Raw genomic sequence first — 17,854 nt, 5'->3', positions numbered from 1 at the left:
GTAACCCTAAAGCTAAACATCCAAATATTGCAGATTTACTGCTTTGTACTTTTGATGCCGCAGTATTGTTAAACACCACTACAGAGCAAGTTTACAGGCTTCATCAAGAAGGCTTTTTAAACTGTGCTTATCCACAAAAAAAGCACGAACAGCTCAGAGCTGATAGCCATGTTTTTTATTTACGCCAAGTAATTGAGCTACAGCAAGCATTCTCAGCTGAAAAGCCTCAAACAAAAAAACAATTTATAGCGCCGTGGTAACTTATGAACTTACAAAATGCATTTGCAATTGAATCACTAAAAGAAAAAACCACAGCACTAAGAAAGTTGTTTGCTCCATACATGCCTCATGCTGCGGTAGATGGCTTTGAAGAACAAGCGCTGACTGTGCTCATTAACCTAGTTTATAAACGAAGTGAGATTGATGATCTAACAAGTGTAAGAGCCGCTAAAATTGTATTACGTGATGAAGTGTTACTGAGTAAATGTATTAACGAAGTTAAATGGTTTCATACTCATAATTTAAAATACCCCGATATACGAGTAAGCCATCAACGTTTAATTAGTGAAGTTGTAAGTGAAGATATTGCGGGTATTTGTAGCCGGTCATTACCTTTAAGTTTTGGATGGTCGCACAACAGTGCTGAAATTAATCATGCAAAGCTATTTTTAACCTCATTTACTTGGCAAGGCGAAGTGACTTGTTTAGCAAAGTTATTAATAACTGAAGAGCCTGTTTGGATTAATTTAATAAGAGAGTACGAGTTTACTAAAAAAGCGGTTTTAGACATCGCGGGTAAAATAAAACAGCATTTGCCAATGGCAGAACTCCCATTGGAAGTAAGCTCTTTTTCACCACAATTACAAATGCCATTTCAGCAAAGCTACCTTGCGGTTACGCCTATAGTAAGTCACGCAATGCTAGCTAAAATTCAGCAATTAACAACAGATCGTAAGTTAAACTTTGGTTTAGTTGAGCACTCAAGGCCAGCCAATGTAGGCGATTTAGCAAGCTCAGTAGGCGGCAATATAAGAGTGCTGCGTTACTTTCCTAAAACATATTCTAAGGCTGTTAACCGCTCTAAAGTAGCTAATAGTGATATTGAGAAAGCATTTAAAATTCGTGCGCTTTTAAGCAGTCAATTTCAAGAGGCACTTTTGGTGCTGGTAGGTATTAAGCAGTTTAATACGTTAAGGCAAAAGCGATTAGCGCGAGTCGCTGCTATTAGGCAAGTACGTGTTAGCTTGCAGTTATGGCTTGATAACATTCTTGAAGCTAAAAATAACGCGCAAAACCAAGCTTACCCTGAGTGGGCAAAGCATTACTTAGATCAGAGTATTACTAACTGTATTAGCCAATTTAGTAACGTACTAAATGAGAGCCTTGGTAATTTAAGTAAGCTCAAACGCTTTGCGTATCACCCTAATTTAATGGGGCTGTTTAAAATACAGTTAAACTATGTGATTACTCACTGTGTAGCTGAACAAGAAACATTAAATGATGAGCAAATAGTGTATGTACATTGCCAAGATATGCGAGTGTTTGATGCAGAGGCAATGGCTAACTCGTATATTCAAGGTATGCCGTCACTTACTGCCTTAAATGGGCTTGCTCATAACTTTGAGCGTAAGCTAAAAAACTTTATAGACCCTTCAATTAAGTGTATTGGCAGTGCCATTTACATTGAAAACTATCAATTACATACAGGTAAACCATTACCTGAGCCAAGCAAGTTAAAACAAGTTGCAGGGCGTAGTCATGTAATAAGATCAGGAATTATCGATAAACCTAAATGTGACATAACACTCGATTTAGTATTTAGGCTTTTCGTACCAAACATTAAGCTGTTAGATAAATTAAATAGTCAGCTTATAAAGCCCGCACTACCATCTTCATTTGCAGGCGGGACTATGCATCCACCTTCGTTATATCAAAATATTGACTGGTGTCATGTACATACTAAACCGAGTGAGCTGTTTAAAAACCTTAAGGCAAAATCGTTAAATGGCAGTTGGTTGTACCCATCAAAAAAAGTAGTCAAAAGTTTTGAACAATTGATAGATGCGCTTAACGGTAACTTTAATTTAAGACCCGCTGCAATTGGCTTTGCTGCGCTTGAAGAACCCGTAAAGCGAGATGCAGCATTACATGAACACCATTGTTATGCAGAGCCCGTAATTGGGCTCTTAGAGTGTGTTAGCAATACATCAGTAAAGTACGCAGGCGCTAAGCAGTTCTTTCATGACGCATTTTGGATTATGGATGTTCAAAAAGGGTCTATGCTTATGAAAAAGTCTAAGTTTGAGTATGAATAATGCAATTACCTCGGCACTTAAGTTACACGCGTTCGCTCTCACCCAGTAAAGCGGTGTTTTTTTATAAAACACCGGAATCTGATTTTGAACCGCTACAAATAGAGCAAAATAAATTAGTTGGGCAAAAGTCAGGGTTTAGCGATGCGTATCAAAAGCAAAATGTGGCTAAAAACTTAGCGCCACAAGATCTCGCTTTTGGGAACCCTCAAACAATTGATGTGTGCTACGTGCCTCCAACAGTAAATGAGCTATTTTGTCGTTTTTCACTCAGGGTTGAGGCCAATAGTATTGAGCCTCATGTTTGTGATGATCCTAAAGTTATTTATTGGTTAAAACGTTTTTTTGAAACCTATAAAAAGCACAATGGCCTTAATGAAGTTGCTACCCGTTACGCTAAAAATATACTGATGGGCAATTGGCTTTGGCGCAACCGTCAATCACCGAACGTTGATATTGAAATCCTCACAGAACATGCAGACCCAATTATTGTTGAAGGTGCACAAAAACTAAAATGGCAAGACAATTGGCAAAATAATCAAACGGCATTATTAACGTTGTCAGAAGCTATTCAAGAAGGGCTTAGTAACCCTCAAAATTATTGTTATTTAGATATAAACGCAAAAATTAAAAATGCATTTAGCCAAGAGGTTCACCCAAGTCAAAAGTTTGTAGATACTGTTGAACAAGGCATGTCATCTAAACAACTTGCATATACTCAAGTAGGCGATAAAAAAGCAGCAAGTTTAAACTCGCAAAAAGTAGGGGCCGCTATTCAAACTATCGATGATTGGTATGAGGGAGGTTACAAACCTTTGCGCACCCATGAATATGGCGCAGATAAGCAAATATTAGTTGCACACAGAACACCTAAGAGCCATTCAGACTTTTATTCATTACTCCCTCGCATTGCTTTGCATATTAAACACATGGAAAAGCATGGTTTAGATCAAAGTGAACAATCAAACGCAGTTCACTTTATTGCGTCAGTGTTGATCAAAGGTGGCTTGTTCCAAAGGAGTAAAGCTTGAAGCGCTATTACTTTACCATTACTTATCTACCTAAAAATTGTGATGTAAGCCTGCTGGCTGGGAGGTGTATCGGCATTTTACACGGGTTCATGAGTTCACGCGGAATAAGTAATATTGGTATGTGCTTTCCTAAGTGGAATGAGCAAACGGTAGGTTATCAAATAGCGTTTGTATCAATAGATAAAAAGCAATTAACCAACCTATCTCAGCAAAGCTATTTTGAGATGATGGCTCATGATAAGTTATTTGGCTTATCAAAAATACTCGAAGTACCAACAGAGCAAAATGAGGTTATGTTTATTCGCAATCAATCAGTAGCCAAAGCTTTTGTTGGCGAAAAGCAAAGGCGGTTAAAACGCGCTAAAAAACGAGCTGAAGCCAGAGGCGAAGTCTACAATCCAGAATATCAATTTGAGGCAAAAGACATAGGCCATTTTCATTCAATACCCGTATCAAGCAAAGGCAACGGGGAAAATTTTATACTGCATATACAAAAAATTGAAAATGCTGAATCTATAAAAAATCAGTTTAATAATTATGGCCTTGCTACAAATCAAACATTTCAAGGCACGGTTCCCTCTTTGAATACCCTTATTTAATAGTTAAAAACACTCTTTTGATTCTCAATGAGTTAGCAGATTAATTGAAAATAAGGGTAAATGATTTAAATTCGTTTAACAGTTTGGTATTTATAGAAATTTAAACTATTTTTTATAGTGAACTGCCGAGTAGGCAGCTTGAAATAGCTTGGAAAGGACGTTCTACTAGAAGTAGAGGTGAACTGCCGAGTAGGCAGCTGAAGTTAGGCCAGGAATTGAACAACCACAACTTGTGACTTTTAACTGCCGAAAAGGCAGAGGCTAAATAGAGAGACCCCAGCAAAAGCTGGGATGTTTTTAAGCGTTATAACCGTATTTAAGGCTATTTATAACGTTCTTAATTAACCTTCTACCAGCAATTGTATTTACAAATGTTAAAGGTGTTTTAGAGCTAAATTGTAAGGAGCATGTATTTAGCCATTTATTCCATCGTTCAATACTTTCAAAGTAATCAATACAAGTTGATGCTAAATGAGCCAGCTCGAAGGTATTTTCACTCAAAGTTGCATTTAAACGTTTATGCTCTTTTTTATGACTTTCGAAAGTTCTAGTATTTGTACCAATTGCTTTAGCAAAGGGTTGAATATCCCAACCTAACTGAAGCCTAAACTTCTCAACACTTTTTATATCTAAACCGCGCTGAATTAATTCAATTTCATCTAACGGGTTTAAGCTTAAATTAACTTTTCCATTGCTGAGTATATCTACAAATTTATGATTAGCACTAGGTTGAATATCACTAGGCATACATACCTCAAAGCCAGAAAAAGTTATATTTAATAATAGCACTTCTGTTACCCTGCTGATAGTTGCTTAAAGCGATAACCAGTCAGTCAAAAATTGTGTTGTATGAAGAGGAAATTTGACCGCTATGTAATTCATTGTAAGCAATAAAATGATCGCAATTATTAGGTGTGTAACGTTTATAATTGCACCTCAATAGTCTATTTGCTATTTTACGCGTTAATAAAAGGAAATTTTAAGGATTTAAGGATGATTCAACTACAGCGCTACCCAATGCCAGATCGACCAAGTAACCCCAGCCCTTTAGAAATGGCTATTTATAATTATGAATTACTAGCCAAAAAACACTACGACGATAAGCGCCGTAAATCTGCTGCATCTAAGGAAAAGCTACAAAGAGATTACAACCACTTACAAAAAGAACGCAAGCGTTTAGAGCACTTGCTTATCGCGCAGCAAAGCTTAGAGTCTTACCGCGCAGAAAGTGAAGGGAGTTCTGTTAAGGAGCTAGCAGAAGAAGAACATCATCCTACGGAAAAACTTGCTAAGTTTTTACGAGCGGCAGGCGAGCCAAAACCGACTTCATATCATGAAGCACATCATATTGTTTGTGGTAAGGGACGTTATAGACAACGCCTTACATATGCTGCGCGTTTAAGAATGCATTCGTTTGGTATTGGTATTAATGATCCAACGAATGGGGTATGGCTAAGAAACTTTGAAAAAAATAAGTCAGATGATTGGGCTACGCCTGACACTGTTTCTCACAGAAGGCTGCATCGCCATAATTATGAAGTTTGGGTGTCTACTAGTTTAAGAACCAAAGTAAATAAGCTCGATTTCATAAATGCATTACGTGGCGTGAAAATAAAAATTAAAAACCATATGATGCCAGCCAGCGTAATGATGCGTAAAAATGCTAATTGGGATGGTAAATCATGAAGTTGTTCTCGTTAAAGCCTGTTACTAATTCTTACGACATGGTTGAGTGGGACATACTTTCATTCGCTGAAAAAATACAACCAATGTTGCCATCTAATCAAGATGCTTGCATGTTTCTACTTGATATCCATATGAATAATGACTCTTTATTAGAGTATTGGCCTGAAGGTTATGAGTTGTCTTTTTTACCTGGTTATCTAAAAGATAACTACGATATAAGTATCATGGATGGGTTTATCGCTCTTCGGATGAATGCTTATGAGGCTTTAAAAGATTTATTAGCGCCTTTAGGTGAGTTTATTGAAACAAAAGCTGATGGTGAACCTATTGTAATCTTTAACTTGCGTACATTTGGACAAGAAGATGAAGCAAAATGTGAACGCGAATATTTAGACGGTTATCCTTTAGATTGTATCAAGATTGCTTTCATAAATGATGATGTAAAAAATAAGCCTGTTTTTAAGAGTAAATTGACAGGTGGTTCTCGTTTGTATTGTACAGATAAGTTTAAATCTGCTGTAGAAGATAATGGATTAACGGGTGTTTATATTGACGAAGATCTGGATAATATTTTTTCTAATTAAGTTAATTTAGATAAAGAAAACATTATTTAGGCAGTGTTATATAAAACGAAAATCAAAACTACCTTTTAAAAACCACCTATTATATTTTAGTAATTTCAATACCCACATGGATGTGGGTATTTTAATGCCTGAAATAAATCGGATGCTATATGCCAATGAACTTTAACAGCTTATCTGTTGGTTGTTTTTTACCAATTTCTCTTGCATAAAAATTTAATAACAAATTTGTAGTAGCCCACATCTCAGTTTGAAAAGAGTGTTTTGATTTTATCTGACAGTCCCTAATGAGCGATAACCGGTCAGTCAAAAAACGGTGACTCACGACATCACCTTTGATTTATCCATAGCCCTCACTGTTAATTGGTATCTGCATTTACTGGTATGATGAATAATTTAAGTGTGGTGACAAATAAAATAACGCGAACGAGTTAGCAGCCTTGCTTGCTGCATGAAATCAATGAGTTAACCTGCTTAACTGCTCAGGCTAGTCGCGATTGTGCATGAAAAAAAGATCATTGCTTAACGGTGAAACATTAGGTTTAATAAGTTCATAATAAACGCTGAGTAACGCAGGGGTAGCTTAGATACGATAGACACGCCAGTAAAGTTGGCTTGATATCGCGTCAACTTTCAACTTGTGCGGGCTAAACAAATTAAATAATCATGAATTCATGATTATCGATCACTATAAAGGAGTAACTATGTCTGGTTGGCATGTCACGGAGAACGATATAAAGAACTGGACTGCGACAGATAAGCGCAGGTCAGAAGAGTTACTTCCTCAGCTTTTATATAAACTTATACGGGCTTCATCCAATCCAAGAAAAATTGATTTTCCATTTGGGGACTCTGTATCCACCGGTGGTTGGGATGGCGAGCTTGAAGTTGATCAAGGTAATTTATTTGTGCCATCGGGAGTGTCGGCTTGGGAGTTTGGAACCGATAAAAGCGTCAACTCAAAAGCAAATGATGATTATGAAAAGCGAACAAAGGGCCCTAGCCCATTTGATAAAAAGAATACTACCTACGTTTTTGTAACATCGAGGCATTGGAAAGATAGATCCAAGTGGGAGGCCGACAAGAACCTTGAAGAAGAGTGGAGTGGCGTAAAAGCAATCAATGCAAAAGTTCTGTGTGACTGGCTGGAGCAGTGCCCGGCGGTACATCGTTGGTTTGCAGAGTTAATAGGTAAACGGTGTCCTAATTTATGGGATATTGAACAGAGCTGGTCAAAGTTTTCCAATATCACAGAGATCTCACTCACTGGTGATTTTTTCCTTTACAACAGGGATGAGAAAGCTGATCGCTTAAAAGGTTCTTTAATGGGCGGCCCCGCCAGTTATACAGCATGCGCCAAGTCTATCAATGAATCTCAAGGGTTTATTCTTTCGGTCATTTTAAATGATGATTCACTAAGCTCTAAATTTCTAACAGTGCTCGACCAGTCTGCTTGGGATGATATTGCATCATCTAAGTCTCCGCTCATATTAATGCCAATCAATTTCAAGCCAAACGGGGTCGGCGATGCAGTCAGTAATGGGCACACTGTGATATTGCCTACAGATGAATCAAGCCAGCAAACCCCTCTTATCCGTTTAGATAAGCGGCCTCGATTGATTCAGCAGGAGGCGATACAAAAGCTCGGCTTTAATGATAGCCAGGCCTCTAAGTTATATTCTGATACTAAAGGCTATTTGGAACCTCTGCTGAGACATGAAATATTAAGGCCCAGAGAATATATTGCGCCAAAGTGGCCAACAGAAATCGATGTAGATGTATTGTTCGCAGCTTTTTTTGCTACAGAATGGAGTTCAAATAATGATAATGACAAAGATATTTTGTCCGCTCTATCTGGAATGGATTACGATCAGCTTGAAAAGCAACTAGACAAGCTTTCAACTTATTCTGATACGCCTATCCGTAGAGTTGGTAAGGTTTGGCAGGTGATATCTAAAATTGACTTTTGGTTGAACATTAAAAGTTTAATGTCCATTTCCCATATCGAAAAGCTTGGTGATATTTGTGGCAAAGTATTAGGAGATATTGATCCATCGTATAATCTAGATCCAGACGAAAGGTGGATGGCTTCTGTTAAGGGAAATGCACCAAAATACTCTGGCCTATTAAAAAGAGATATAGCTGATACTTTAGCCTTGCTGTCAACTTATAGTGATGATTATGCATCTCAGCTCGGTGGGGTGTCGGTTAAGAATAAGATTGATGCCTGGTTGAGTCATCTTTTCAAAGATAATAATACGACGGAGTTTTGGTATTCACTTGGTAGATCCACATCACCTTTAGCGGAAGCTGCGCCAGAGGTTTTTCTAGACGCGGTAGATAGTTCCTCGCTAGGTGAAAATTCACCATTACTTGGTCTATTTAATTCGGAAGCCGAAGATAGTTTTACTGGTGGGTGTTACCATTCTGATCTTTTATGGGCTTTAGAAACAATATCCTGGAATAAAAACTATCTCACTAGAGTCTGTCAGGCTTTAGCAAGGCTTTCGGAAATAGATCCTGGCGGCAGATACGGTAATAGGCCATTTTCTTCGTTAGTCAACATATTTATTGGGTGGGTTACATATAGCTCCGCTACGCATGATGAGCGGGCTAACCTTATTAAAGAAGTCCTCTTAAAACAGTATCCCGAAGTTGCGTGGAGATTGATGCGTGAATTATTGGTTGGTAATACGAGAACGACAAGTGGGTTAGCTAGTCCAGATTATCAAGATTGGGCTGAGGGGGTTGATAAAACTACTAAGCAAAGCGACTACTTTTCATATGTCGGAAAAATTGTTGATATAATGATCGCTGAAGCCGACAAAGACCCAGATAACAGATACATCGATTTAGCGAGTAACTTCGATTCCTATACCGTTGCTCAGCGCGAAATAATCATTGATAAATTGCTATCAGTTGATATCAATAAGTTGTCTGAAGATTCTCGTAAAAAATTACTTAAGCGTTTAAGGGATTTAATCTCTAGGCATAGAGAGTTCTCAGATGCCGATTGGGCATGGTCAGATGAAGTGATAACCAAATTGGAAGAGGTTTATCTACGCCTTGATTTTGATAGCCCCGCACTCAATGCGAAGTATCTTTTTGATGATCATTGGCCTGATCTGATTGATCCTGTAAAAAGAAGAAAAGTGCCCTATGATGAAAGGCAGGAATACTTAGAATCTTTGCGAGTTGAAAAACTAGAAGTATTAGTTGATGGGTCTGGGGTTGATGACTTTAAAGACCTGTTAGAAAACTGTAAGCTTCCTCGGCTGGTAGGTTCTTCATTATATAAGTCTAAACTAAAAGATTTATTCGTTGATGATTTGGTTGTCTGGTTAGGACAAGATGACAGCTATAAAGAGTGCTCAAATGGATATTTTTCAGCAATGGCACATTCCGATTTTACTAGTGCCAAGAAAATAATTAGCGAACATCATTTGGTTGATGAAAGCATTAAAAGCCAAATGTTAGCGAATTTCCCTGTTACCCAAGAAACATTCGATATTATTGAAGCGTGTGACGAGTCCGTACAAGAGAGTTATTGGCACAAGATCACATATTACTTTGTTCAAGATAAAGATTCCTCCTTGGTAGAGTATATTTCTAGTAACCTATTGAAGAATGGCAGGCCTCTAGCTGCCATTGATGCATTTGCCCAATCTCTCCACCGTGGAAAAAGTGCGGGAGATCTGGATGCCAAGCTTGCTCATCAAATACTTATAAAAGTCGCTACTAACCCTGAAGATATAGATAGGATTTCAATACAGACTGTAAGTCATGATATCACTCAGGCGATAAAGTTTATTCAGGATTCTGGCCAGTGTAGTGACGAAGAGGTATTGCAGGTTGAATGGCTGTATGTAAAAGCCTTTCGTCATCATGATTTCTCACCAACTTTTATTCATAAGTCAATTGCAAAAGATCCATCGAACTTTGTGCAATTAATAAAGTGGGTCTTTGTAAGAAAAGATGGTGTTGAAGAGGAGGAAACAATGCCTAAGGAACAGGCAAAACAAGTTGCTAGTGCAGCGTCGGATATACTTGATACTTTGCACCTTTTGCCAGAAGATGACTTTATTGGTGAGTGGGTTTTATTGGCTAGGGAGCAGTTAGTTGAATGTGACAGGTTAGATATTGGTGACCTATACATCGGGAAATACCTCTCCAAATGTCAGCCAGATGAAGAAGATGGTATATGGCCTAAAAAATCTGTTAGAGGTGTTATCGAGTTTCTAAAAAGTGAGTCTTTTAAAGACGGCATAGTGAATGGAAAACTAAATTCCAGGGGGGTTACCACAAGGCATCCGTATGCTGGTGGAGAACAAGAGAGGTCTTTGGCTGGAGGGTATCAAACGGACTCAGAGTCTGTACAGTTGATATACCCGCGCACAGCTAAAATATTAAGGGAACTTGCAGATTATTATCGTTCAGATGCCAATCGGCATGATCAAACAGTAGATTTAAATTAGCTAAAATTTCGGTAGATACTTAATTACTATTTTCTATGCTTCCACTAGGTGACGAGCGACAAGAATCTAAGTGCTGTATAACAAGCGCATTTGCGTACGTCTGGAAATGGTACATAGCAGTAAACTAAACTTGGCAGTATTCTTGTGGTGTTGGTTTTAAAGAGCTCGTATATGGTAACTTTATGCCATTATAAGCTTCAATATTATGCCAACTTACACTTCACTTGTGCCGTTGTAGCTCAATGAAATCGAATGTGATTATGCCAACTTATACTTCAAACAACATTGGGTGTATTAAAATTCCATTTATCTATTTTCTAATATTTTATTTTGTTATTCGTACGCTAATTCTAGCTTTTACGCACTTAGCTAATTTTTTGTCATTATAGACAATAGCTAACGGGTAAGTAATAATTAAAACTCGTGATTATACTATACACCGCAGGTGTTCAATAAAGCTATAAAGGGTCAATATGGCATCTCAGAGGAATAAATGGGCGCTGGCAATATTACTCGGGCTTATTGGAGGTTGCGCTAACCTTCTACCTCTGTATTTTTTTGATAGCTCTGAATTTTTATTTGGTCAGACGTTTGTAATACTTAGCCTAGTGTTTGCAGGGCTTCGTTATTCTCTTCTTAGTTTAGCGATTGTAACTGGTTTTTTATTTTATCGCTGGGGGCATAGCTGGACCAGTGTTGTTTATGTACTTGAGCTATTTTGGCTTTATGTCTTTTGTTTAAAGCGTTCTAAGCCAATACTTCCTTTAGGCGCCGTATTTTGGTTTTTAGTGGGCTTACCACTGGTGTGGGTTTTGGGTCACTTTGTTATAGGCCTGCCTTGGCTCACACTTGTTGTGGCTGCCTCAAAATACTTAATCAATGCTATGATAGCGTTGGCTTTGGTTGACTTGGTGAGTATATTTGTCCCCCATGCAAGCCGAGCTTATCAAGGGCAGCCTCTGGCCCGAATATTAAGCTATGTTGTAAGTATAATTATTGCTTTAGTGGTTTTGATCACCAGTGCCTTTTTGGTTAATCAGCATTATTCGCGCTTAGAATACGAAGTAAACACTCAACTTAAAGAAAAATCTCGTTCGATCAGTGCCCAGCTGAGTGATTATTTATTGTTTCATAAAAGTGCCATGGTAATAACCAGTGATGCAATAAGTGCTGGGGTATCAATACAACAGCAGTTAGAGCGGCTAATGGAATTATATCCTGGCTTTGTAACTAGTCTATATGCCAGCTCTGAAGGTTATGTCGAGAAAAGTATGCCGAGTGAATTACTCAGTGGTTTGAGTCAGAGTCAGCGTTATATTAATGATCGTCCTTATTTTGCTCAAGCTCAGCAGTTCCCGTTGGGCTACATCAGTGGTGTTTTTCAAGGCAGAGGATTAGGCGATCAACCCATTGTAGCGCTTTCCGCCCCGATTTATAAAAATGATGAGTTTTATGGGGTCGTTGAGGGATCACTTAAGCTAGATCAATTAGAGCGGTTTATACCAAATTTATTTGAATATAATGGGGATTTACTTGTTCTAGATGCAGATAAAAAAGTGGTATTTAGTTCGTTAAGCCAGTTTGCTGCGCTCAGTGATTTTAAGCAGCAGGAACTTAGTCTTCAAAGCCTCAGTGGCAATCAACTTTTTCGCTCAAATGATAACGAGATGTACCATACAAATCAGTATGTTGACGACAACACAGGTTGGCAGGTTATATCGTTATATAATCGTAAACATTTAACTATGGTGGTAGTGGCTGCATGGTTGCCTACTATGTTATTAGGATTATGCTCTATTGCACTAGTGGTTTTATTTATTCATAAATTTACCCATTTGTTGGTTAAACCCATCATAGAGCTCACTCATTTAATTAATAGCTTTAGTAAAACTAAAAAACACGTATTTAATACAGATTCTAGTTGGTATGAAGTGCTGCAACTACAGCAACAATTTGAAATGTTGGGCAATGCACTACAACACTCAATTAAAAGTTTGCAAACTTCTAATGTAAAAAATGAAGATCTCAATAAACAGCTTAGTCATTTTAATCAGCAATTAGAAGAGAAAGTCGCAGAGCAAACAACTGAATTAACACAAGCAGTTAAACTCGCCAATGAAGCAAATATTGCTAAGTCACAATTTTTAGCAAACATGAGTCACGAACTTCGAACACCTATGAATGGCATATTAGGTATGGGAGAGGTTTTGCTTCGAGATCAGTCCTTAAGTACCGAACAAAAGGAGTTGTTAATCACACAACAAAAAAGTGCAAAAAACTTGCTTAATATTCTTAACGATATTTTAGATTTTTCTAAAATTGAAGCAAATGCCATGGAGTTAAATATTAAGCCTACGCAGCTAACTCCATTTATCGAAAATATACGTTCTTTATTTTCCTCTATTGTTGCTGCCAAAGAGGTAGAATTTACGGTTATTCAATCTAAGAATTTGCCACTGTGCATTAGTGTTGATGAATTACGCTTAAATCAGGTGATCATTAATTTACTCTCTAATGCGTATAAATTTACGCAGCAAGGCTTTGTGAATTTGTCGTTTGATTATCACGATAATAAGCTTCAAGTTAGCGTTGAAGATAGTGGCATTGGTATTGCGAAGGCACAGCAATCACTGTTATTTAGCGAATTTACTCAAGCTGATGTGGGCGTTGCTCGTAAATATGGGGGAACAGGGCTCGGGTTGGCTATTTCTCAAAAGCTGATAAAAATGATGGGCGGTGAAATTCAGTTAAACAGCGAAGAGGGTAAAGGTAGTACGTTTGCGTTTAGTATTAGTGCACCAGAGTCAGCAGACGCTCCCTCAACCTTACCTAAAAAAGCAGCTTTGCAACCAAATCTGCTGGGTAAGCACATACTGTTGGTAGAAGATAATGCGATAAATCGGCAGGTTATTTCAAAAATGTTGGAGCCGACTAAAGCTGTGGTTGTTATGGCCGAGGATGGTATTAAGGCTCTTGATGTATTAAAAGAGCAATCGTTTGATTTGATTTTAATGGATTGCCAAATGCCTAACATGGATGGTTATGAATGCACACGTACGATTAGAGTTATGGAACTTAAAACAGGTTGGCGAGTGCCTATAGTAGCGATTACGGCTAATGCCTATGAAGAAGATAAACAGCGATGCTTAATAGCCGGTATGGATGACTTTATTGCCAAACCAATTAATAGTGATGATTTATACACTGTGATTGGTAATATACTCAGTTGATAATGGTTCAACAGGCAAAAGCTTACACCGTGCCAGAGAGTATTCGCTTGCCAAATGGTTAAATGTATCTAATTAGTTTTATGAGCAGAAAGATAATAGGACGGAGGATTAGCCTGAGTAAACTAATGGCAAGTCGATGCTACTCAGGCTAAGTAATTACATTGACTCTAATTTCATACCGCGTGTTTCTTTGATGTATTTGACCACAAAAAATACACTAATAAATGCCGATAAGGCATAAAAGCCATAAGCGCCAGCTAAACCAATACTGCCGAGCATAATCGGGAAGGTCATAGTAATAGCAAAGTTAGCTATCCATTGCGCGCTAGCTGCAACAGCAAGGGCCGCACCGCGAATACGGTTATTAAACATTTCGCCAAGTAGCACCCACACTATAGGGCCCCAACTTAAGCCAAAAAATACCACAAACAAATTAGCCATTATTAATGCAAAGGTACCCATATTTTCGCTAAGTGCTAATTTGCCCGCTTCATCAAGGCCTGCACTTCCAAAGGTGTAGGTAAGTGCACTTAAACTAATAAACATACCTATGCTACCTACCAATAGTAGTGGCTTACGGCCTACTTTATCGACTAAGGCAATAGCTATAAAGGTAGATAAAATATTGGTGGTGCCGGCAAGCACATTAATAAACAGTGATTGTGATTCGTCAAAACCAGCGGCTTGCCAAAGCTCTGAGCCGTAATAAAATACCACGTTAATACCAACAAATTGTTGGAAAACTGATAAAGCCACACCCACCCAAACAATAGGATGTACTTTTTTACTGCCATCAATAAATAAGTCGCGAATACTTGGTTTTTTATCACTTTGCAGAGACTGCTTCACGTCATTGATTTGCGTATCAGCATCGTCATTTGAGATTTTATTAAATACAGTTTTAGCGTGTTTAAGTTTACCTTGTGCGACTAGGTAACGCGGTGACTCAGGAATAAAAAGTACGCCAATTAAAAATAACCCTGCAGGAACAAGTTCAGCCCAAAACATCCAGCGCCATGCGGCTAAATCTAACATTAAAATACCTTCGGCACCGCCAGCGGCGTTAGCAATTAGGTAATTACTTAAAAAGGCTGCGAATAAACCAAGTACGATAGCGAGTTGTTGTAATGTCGCTAAACGACCACGTAAACTTGCTGGTGCTACTTCTGCAATATAAGCAGGTGCTAAAACAGAGGCTGCCCCTATGCCTAATCCGCCAAATAAGCGGTAAAAAATAAACTCAGCAGAACTATCGGCAACCCCAGAGCCAAAAGCGCTGACTGCAAATATAATGGCAGTGACAATCATAATAGCGCGACGGCCAAATTTGTCAGCTAATGGGCCAGCAGCTAAAGCCCCCAGCGCACAACCTAATAATACAGATGCAACATTAAAACCAGTTGCAACACTGCTTGAGTTAAATGTATTACCTAATGCCGATACGGTGCCGTTTATAACGCCCGAATCGAAACCAAATAAAAAGCCACCAATAGCGGCAATGGCCGATATAAAAATAACATATAAAAGCGAGCACTTAGTCTGTGCGCTATGCTCACCTTTAGTTGCATGCTGTGTCGTCATGTTGTTCAATCCTAATTTTTATTATGTGTAATGAAGTTAAAGTAGCACTAAATTTGCTGGCAACCTTAGCACAGAGTGATCACGCTAAAAAAGATATTTCAATAGTAATACGTATGCATAAAAATTTATTGGGTTGATAAAAATAACGAGATACTAGATACTGTTTTTATATACAGTGTGGGCGGTTTTATGAAAAAAGAGTTACCAGCGAAATATTATTTGGCACATTTTAGAGAGCTATTAACGTTTGTGAGCGAGAAATGCATGCATTTACTCGAGCAAAAGCATATTTCATTTATTAGTAAAATAAATACGCTCGACGAGCAGAGCCAGTGTATGTTGGCGCGCATTTATTCTCGTAAGCCTTATTTAGTTCAAACCCAATCATTAAACTACGAAGAAATTAGTTCGCCATACCAAGCACTTTTTAAATTAAAAGCGGCAAAGTTAATTGTAGAACCCTCTAATAAAGATCATAGGCAACTACTAAGTCACCTAACAAAACCGGCCTTAATAGAGCTGCTAGAAAAGCAAGAACAACCACCATTATTTAAAAAAAGCGCTGCTAAAAGTAACTTAGTTGAAATAGCTAGTTCATTCTTTGAATCTAAGCCAGAGTGTCTTGCACACTTATATAATCAGTACGTGATAAATAATAGAGAAGAGTATTACGAGTATTTTGAATTTTTATATATCGGCAGGCTCAGTGCAGGCGATATTAATCATCAAAATCGATTTGTACTGCGAGATTTAGGCGTAACACCTGTTAGGCAAGAGCATAGTGAAAGCTTGTCGCGCTTTGATTCAATAGAGGAAGCGCAGTCTAACTATGCATTAAACCGTTTGCGACTAACGCTTAAAAATACAAAAGATGACAATGAAAGAGAGGTACTAGCAAAGCAGCTAATAAATGAAGTAGCGTTGGGGGTTATTGCACAAGAGTTAAAAAACAAGTTACTGGTTATACTTTATAAGCAACTAAAAGCAACTAACCCAACACTTGCGTTTGATGTACTTAATGCTTGCGAAGACGATGCGCACGCACTAGAAATTCAAATAAGAGAGCAATACCGTTTAGGCAATAAAGAATGGGTAAAGGCGCAACTTGAGAAAATTATAGAAAATCCACTCACCGATGAGTTACTGTACTTTGCGGATGACTTTTTAATGCGCAAATTTAACAAGCAAACACGCTCACGGCTTAGTGAAATGTTAGCCAGTACACGCTGTATTATAGAAGTTGATGAACTTTACCGTGGCGATGTTGAGTTAGGTGTAAGTGATCACTACACTCGCCAAGGTAAACACGTTTTTTATACTGAGAATACCTTGTGGCAAAGCTTATTTGCGCTGGTTTTTTGGCAGGAACTTTTTATTGAAACCCCAACCCCACCCTGCAATGAGTTTGATATTTACCCGCAAGCCTTAAAAACAGATACATTTTATTTAAATCAATCCTCACAAATAGAAGCGCGGCTGGCTGCGTGTAATAGTACCCAAAAATTGCTGCGTTTAGTGTGTAACTATGCAGCGAAGTATTATGAGCAACCAAATGGCTTATTTAGATGGCACAAAGATGTATTAAAGCCATTAGAGATGCTTATTTTAAACAGCCCGATAAATGCGCTATTAAGCCATTTAAAAAATATGGCAAAAAACTACCGACAATTAAAAGATGGTTACCCCGATTTAATGATTGTTGATAACAGCGCAGTTCATTTTGAGGAGGTAAAAGCGCCCGGAGACAAGCTTAAAAGAAACCAGCTAGTGAGCATCGATAATTTAAAAAACAGTGGTTTTAAAGTCAATATTGCAGCGGTGAAGTGGTATGTAGACCCTAACCGTATTTATAGTGTAGTTGATATTGAAACTACAGGAGGCCTCAAAGGCGGTAACCGTATTACCGAAATTGGTATTGTTAAAATAAAGCAGGGCGAAATAGTTGATACATGGACCACATTGATAAACCCAGAGCGTCCCATCCCGCGTTTTATTACCTCGCTTACAGGCATTAACGATGCCATGGTAAGCAATGCACCCATATTTAGCGAGATTGCAGCGCCGTTACTGAATCAATTATCAGGCAGTATTTTTGTGGCGCATAATGTTAATTTTGATTATGGATTTATTAAAAAAGAGCTTGAGGGGCTGGGAATCAACTTTAAAATGCCAAAACTATGTACCGTTGTTGAATCACGTAAAGCATTTAAGGGATTAAAGTCGTACTCACTGGGGAATTTATCTGCACACTTTAATTTAGATTTAACTAACCATCACCGTGCATTAGATGATGCTAAAGCGGCCGCGCAGTTATTGTTACTGGTACAACAATCTACAAATAGGGTTTGCGTTTAGGAAG

General features: G+C 38.2%; 10 protein-coding genes and 1 pseudogene. 9 read left to right on the top strand and 2 right to left on the bottom strand.

The genetic code is table 11. The features are described from left to right. The 4 genes and pseudogenes from ACTRWE_RS09910 to cas6f form a co-directional block, all read left to right on the top strand. Window positions 1–260, top strand: a pseudogene (locus ACTRWE_RS09910) (TniQ family protein); the annotation flags it as partial. 3 nt (window positions 261–263) lie between these two features. Beyond that, the gene (locus ACTRWE_RS09905; RefSeq protein ID WP_462879930.1) at window positions 264–2,315 is read left to right on the top strand and encodes a type I-F CRISPR-associated protein Csy2; all 2,052 of its coding nucleotides are present in this window, start codon (window positions 264–266) and stop codon (window positions 2,313–2,315) included. Then, window positions 2,315–3,343, top strand: a complete 1,029-nt coding sequence (gene csy3, locus ACTRWE_RS09900) for a type I-F CRISPR-associated protein Csy3 (RefSeq protein ID WP_462879929.1) — start codon at window positions 2,315–2,317, stop codon at window positions 3,341–3,343. The genes ACTRWE_RS09905 and csy3 overlap by 1 nt, the downstream gene beginning before the upstream one ends. Next, entirely contained in the window at window positions 3,340–3,942 is a 603-nt protein-coding gene (gene cas6f, locus ACTRWE_RS09895; protein ID WP_462879928.1) for a type I-F CRISPR-associated endoribonuclease Cas6/Csy4, read from the top strand. Before csy3 ends, cas6f begins: the two co-directional genes overlap by 4 nt. 297 nt (window positions 3,943–4,239) lie before the next feature. Here cas6f and ACTRWE_RS09890 read toward each other — a convergent pair whose 3' ends face one another. Beyond that, window positions 4,240–4,731, bottom strand: a complete 492-nt coding sequence (locus ACTRWE_RS09890; RefSeq protein ID WP_273608825.1) for an antitoxin Xre/MbcA/ParS toxin-binding domain-containing protein — start codon at window positions 4,729–4,731, stop codon at window positions 4,240–4,242. 204 nt (window positions 4,732–4,935) lie between these two features. Between ACTRWE_RS09890 and ACTRWE_RS09885 the strand changes: the two genes are divergently transcribed. The 4 genes from ACTRWE_RS09885 to ACTRWE_RS09870 all read left to right on the top strand — a co-directional run bounded on the left by ACTRWE_RS09885 (window position 4,936) and on the right by ACTRWE_RS09870 (window position 13,914). After that, entirely contained in the window at window positions 4,936–5,628 is a 693-nt protein-coding gene (locus tag ACTRWE_RS09885) for an AHH domain-containing protein (RefSeq protein WP_212747815.1), read from the top strand. Further along, window positions 5,625–6,212, top strand: a complete 588-nt coding sequence (locus ACTRWE_RS09880) for a hypothetical protein (RefSeq protein WP_138585164.1) — start codon at window positions 5,625–5,627, stop codon at window positions 6,210–6,212. Before ACTRWE_RS09885 ends, ACTRWE_RS09880 begins: the two co-directional genes overlap by 4 nt. A 701-nt stretch (window positions 6,213–6,913) precedes the next feature. Continuing rightward, the gene (locus ACTRWE_RS09875; RefSeq protein ID WP_462879927.1) at window positions 6,914–10,684 is read left to right on the top strand and encodes a hypothetical protein; all 3,771 of its coding nucleotides are present in this window, start codon (window positions 6,914–6,916) and stop codon (window positions 10,682–10,684) included. Between the two features lie 473 nt (window positions 10,685–11,157). Continuing rightward, a complete protein-coding gene (locus tag ACTRWE_RS09870) occupies window positions 11,158–13,914 on the top strand; it encodes a response regulator (RefSeq protein WP_008110938.1) in 2,757 nt (918 codons plus the stop codon). Window positions 13,915–14,070: 156 nt separating this feature from the next. Here ACTRWE_RS09870 and ACTRWE_RS09865 read toward each other — a convergent pair whose 3' ends face one another. Continuing rightward, complete coding sequence (locus ACTRWE_RS09865; protein ID WP_008110937.1) at window positions 14,071–15,495, bottom strand: sugar porter family MFS transporter; 1,425 nt, start codon at window positions 15,493–15,495, stop codon at window positions 14,071–14,073. 189 nt (window positions 15,496–15,684) lie between these two features. On the opposite strand from ACTRWE_RS09865, the gene ACTRWE_RS09860 reads away from it, so the two are divergent. Continuing rightward, window positions 15,685–17,850 carry an exonuclease domain-containing protein gene (locus ACTRWE_RS09860; RefSeq protein WP_462879926.1) on the top strand — a complete coding sequence of 722 codons (2,166 nt, stop codon included), beginning with the start codon at window positions 15,685–15,687 and terminating at the stop codon, window positions 17,848–17,850. Window positions 17,851–17,854: the final 4 nt, after the last annotated feature.

This window comes from Pseudoalteromonas sp. G5_S1_54_S4 (assembly GCF_054968565.1).
This window is presented reverse-complemented; position numbering and strand designations above follow the sequence as displayed.

Coding starts and splice junctions, on each gene's coding strand:
- ACTRWE_RS09905 (WP_462879930.1), top strand. CDS start 264: ATGAACTTACAAAATGCATTTGCAATTGAATCACTAAAAGAAAAAACC.
- csy3 (WP_462879929.1), top strand. CDS start 2,315: ATGCAATTACCTCGGCACTTAAGTTACACGCGTTCGCTCTCACCCAGT.
- ACTRWE_RS09885 (WP_212747815.1), top strand. CDS start 4,936: ATGATTCAACTACAGCGCTACCCAATGCCAGATCGACCAAGTAACCCC.
- ACTRWE_RS09880 (WP_138585164.1), top strand. CDS start 5,625: ATGAAGTTGTTCTCGTTAAAGCCTGTTACTAATTCTTACGACATGGTT.
- ACTRWE_RS09875 (WP_462879927.1), top strand. CDS start 6,914: ATGTCTGGTTGGCATGTCACGGAGAACGATATAAAGAACTGGACTGCG.
- ACTRWE_RS09870 (WP_008110938.1), top strand. CDS start 11,158: ATGGCATCTCAGAGGAATAAATGGGCGCTGGCAATATTACTCGGGCTT.
- ACTRWE_RS09865 (WP_008110937.1), bottom strand. CDS start 15,495: ATGACGACACAGCATGCAACTAAAGGTGAGCATAGCGCACAGACTAAG.
- ACTRWE_RS09860 (WP_462879926.1), top strand. CDS start 15,685: ATGAAAAAAGAGTTACCAGCGAAATATTATTTGGCACATTTTAGAGAG.